General features: G+C 70.9%; 2 protein-coding genes, 4 tRNA genes and 1 pseudogene. 4 read left to right on the forward strand and 3 right to left on the reverse strand.

All coding sequences use genetic code 11. From position 1 onward, the window contains the following. From B4M60_RS15045 to B4M60_RS15055, 3 genes are all read right to left on the reverse strand, one after another. Positions 1 to 494 (reverse strand): phosphate signaling complex PhoU family protein (locus tag B4M60_RS15045; protein ID WP_291085893.1); only part of this gene is annotated, 494 nt, incomplete at its 3' end. A 102-nt stretch (positions 495 to 596) separates the two neighbouring features. Then, the gene (gene dusB, locus B4M60_RS15050) at positions 597 to 1,775 is read right to left on the reverse strand and encodes a tRNA dihydrouridine synthase DusB (protein WP_291085896.1); all 1,179 of its coding nucleotides are present in this window, start codon (positions 1,773 to 1,775) and stop codon (positions 597 to 599) included. Positions 1,776 to 1,851: 76 nt separating this feature from the next. Further along, a tRNA-Lys gene (locus tag B4M60_RS15055) sits at positions 1,852 to 1,927 on the reverse strand. A gap of 143 nt (positions 1,928 to 2,070) precedes the next feature. On the opposite strand from B4M60_RS15055, the gene B4M60_RS15060 reads away from it, so the two are divergent. The 4 genes and pseudogenes from B4M60_RS15060 to B4M60_RS15075 all read left to right on the forward strand — a co-directional run. Next, positions 2,071 to 2,143, forward strand: a tRNA-Glu gene (locus tag B4M60_RS15060). Between the two features lie 138 nt (positions 2,144 to 2,281). After that, positions 2,282 to 2,358: transfer RNA gene (locus tag B4M60_RS15065), tRNA-Asp, on the forward strand. Positions 2,359 to 2,404: 46 nt separating this feature from the next. Next, positions 2,405 to 2,481: transfer RNA gene (locus B4M60_RS15070), tRNA-Phe, on the forward strand. A gap of 82 nt (positions 2,482 to 2,563) precedes the next feature. Then, positions 2,564 to 3,228: pseudogene (locus tag B4M60_RS15075) on the forward strand (arabinosyltransferase); the annotation flags it as partial.

The following is a 3,228-nucleotide window of genomic DNA, read 5'->3' on the forward strand; positions in this document are numbered from 1 at the left end:
AGATGTGTATAAGAGACAGCGTCCACGGCGTCGTCCTGGTGGGCCATGGTGGCGGCCTGCTGGGCGTCGCGGCTGATCATCACCTCGGTGGCCGAACGCCCGAGCGAGATCGCGACGCGACCCATCTCGGCGAAGTAGCCGTTGACGGGCTCGGGCAGGACGCTCTCGGGATGGCGGCGTCGCACGATCTTGGCCACGTGTCCGGCCAGGGTCCCCATCCGGGTGAGATCCTGAACGAGCTGGATGGAGGTGACCACCTGGCGTAGGTCGCGGGCCACGGGAGCCTGGAGCGCCAGCAGGGCGAAACCGCGTTCCTCGTTTTCGGTGGCGAGGCGAGCCATCTCCGTGGAGGACTGGAGGACCTGCTCCGCCGCCACGAGATCGACCTGGAGGAGCGCGTGGGTGGCCAGCTCCATGTCGTCGGTGGCCAGGGCGCACATCCTGGCCATCGAGGTGGCCAGATCCGTCAGTTCTTCAGAGTAGACAAGACGCATGTGATTCAGCGTACGCGCATGTCAACCGCAGTATCGGGCCCGCTGGTGAATGACCGGTGAATACCGGGCGCCCGGGGGCGGGGGCGGATGGTCCGGCGCGGGTCAGCCGCCCGAGTTCTCGGCGTCCGCTCCGTCGAGCGCCACCGCGTCGTCCTCCGGGTCGTCCAGCCAGCCCTCGGGCAGGAGGACCCGGGAAGGCGACCCCTGCCGCCCCCGCGGGCCGTCACCGTCGGCCGGGAAGGGCTCGTCGGCGGGCAGGTCGGAGAGCAGTGACGCGAGGTCGTCGAGGGTGCGGACGGCCGCTAGGCCGACACGCTTGTCGGACCCGGCCGGGAAGCCGCGCAGGTACCAGGCGACGTGCTTGCGGATGTCACGCATGCCCTTGTCCTCGCCGTGGTGTTCGGCGAGGAGCTCGCCGTGCCGATACATGATCCGGGCGACCTCCCCGAGGGTCGGCGGGGTGGGGGCCTCGCGGCCGTCGAGGCGGGCGGCGAGCTCCGAGAAGAGCCAGGGCCGGCCGAGGCAGCCGCGTCCGATCACGACGCCCGCGCAACCGGTCTGCTCGCGCATCCGGACCGCGTCCTCGGCGGAGAAGATGTCGCCGTTACCCAGGACCGGGACGTCGGAGACCGCCCCGACGTGGTCGACGAGCCGGGAGATCTGCGACCAGTCGGCCCGGCCGGAGTACCGCTGGGCGGCGGTCCGGGCGTGGAGCGCGACGGCCTGGGCGCCCTCCTCGGCGGCGATGCGGCCGGCGTCGAGGTGGGTGTGGTGCTCGTCGTCGATGCCGACCCGCATCTTGACGGTCACCGGGATGTCGGTCCCCTCGGTGGCCCGGACCGCCGCCGCGACGATGGACCGGAAGAGTCGACGCTTGTAGGGGATCGCGGAACCCCCGCCTCGACGGGTGACCTTGGGGACGGGGCAGCCGAAGTTGATGTCGATGTGGTCGGCGAGGTCCTCGTCGACGATCATCCTGGCGGCCGCGTACGTGTACTCGGCGTCCACCGTGTAGAGCTGCAGGCTGCGAGGGGATTCGTCGGGCGCGAAGGACGCCATGTGGAGTGTCGCGGGTTGACGCTCGACCAGCGCCCGGGCGGTCACCATCTCGCAGACGTACAGGCCGGACACCGAGCCCTGCTGTTCGCGCTCGATCTCGCGGCACAGCGTCCGGAACGCCACGTTGGTGACCCCCGCCATGGGCGCCAGGACGACGGGAGACGCGAGTGCGAGCGGGCCGATGCGCAGGGCGGGCGCGCCGGTCGTGATGGGGGCGGACATGCCTCGAGTGTCCCAGCGAGGGGCGGGCAGGTCCAATGAGGCGTCCCCGGTACGCGGGTGATCCGGGCGCAACCGATGGTGCCCCCAGTCGGGCTCGAACCGACGACCTGCGGATTAAAAGTCCGTAGCTCTACCAACTGAGCTATAGGGGCGACGATCACACTACCGCCCGCGCGCCGGTCCGCCGATCCAGGCTCGGTACCGGCCGACGCCGAACCCGGGTGGTTTCGACGGTGGGTGGTCGGTGCCCTAAACTCGAACGCGCTGCGGACCGGCGATCCCGGACGTGGCACAGGCCCCCTTCGTTTAGCGGCCTAGGACACCGGCCTTTCACGCCGGCAGCGCGGGTTCGAATCCCGTAGGGGGTACGCAGGAGATGTCCCGGTCACCGTCACTCGGTGGCCGGGACATCCCGCATTTGGGCCCCGGCCGGATGCGGGAGCCGGGCCCCCGATTTGCGTTGGTACGGGGGCGTCGATTACTGTTCTGTCTCGTGCGAAAAGCACGGCCCTGTGGCGCAGTTGGTTAGCGCGCCGCCCTGTCACGGCGGAGGTCGCGGGTTCGAGTCCCGTCAGGGTCGCCAGACAACCGGCGCATTCGGTGTTCACCGGGTGCGCCGGTTGCCTTAGGGCCAGGTAGCTCAGTTGGTACGAGCGTCCGCCTGAAAAGCGGAAGGTCGCCGGTTCGATCCCGGCCCTGGCCACCACGGTAGCGTCGCGCTGGAGGGATCCCCTCCGGCGCGTTCGTCGTTTCGGGGATCGTCGTCCTCTCGTTATAGCGTGGGCTCCATGCCATCGACTGCCGCCGAGGTCCGTGCCGTGCCGGAGAAGTCCCGACCAGGCATCCGGTGGGGGATCGTCGCCGCGATCAGTGGACTGGTCGGGATCGTCCTCGCGATCATCGTCCCCCTTCTCCCGGTCACCCAGACCACGTCGACGATCAGCTGGCCCCAGGCCGGGACCCTCGACCCGGTGACGGCCCCGCTCGTGGCCTACTACCCGCTCGACCTCACCGCCGAGGTCCCGTGCTCGGCCGTGCAGAAGCTCCGGGACCGGGGACTGGAGGACGGGGTCCTGGTCTCCACCGCGCCCCGGCAGGCGGGCGAGAACGCGGGCGCCCGCGCGCTCGTGATCTCCGTCGCCGGCCCCGCGGTCGAGGTACGCAGCCGCAACGTCCTCATCGCCTCCGCGCCCGCCGACGCGGTCGCCGCACCGGGGGCCTGCTCGGTCATCCGCGTGGTGGCCGACTCCGGCTCGATCGGCGCGGAGTTCGTCGGCCTCGCGGTGGACGGTCGGGGGGCGGGCGGCCGGATCGACGACGACCTGCGCCCCCAGGTGGTCGGGGTGTTCACGGACCTGCGGGGTGCGGCGCCCGAGGGGATGGCCGTGGACATCACGGTCGACTCCCGCTACACCACCCAGGCGACCGTGCTCAAGCAGGCCGCGATCGTGGC

This window comes from Dietzia sp. UBA5065, from assembly GCA_002415925.1.
Lineage (GTDB): Bacteria > Actinomycetota > Actinomycetes > Mycobacteriales > Mycobacteriaceae > Dietzia.

Excerpts from the sequence above, each read along its gene's own strand:
- dusB (WP_291085896.1), bottom strand. The coding sequence starts at position 1,775 with ATGTCCGCCCCCATCACGACCGGCGCGCCCGCCCTGCGCATCGGCCCG.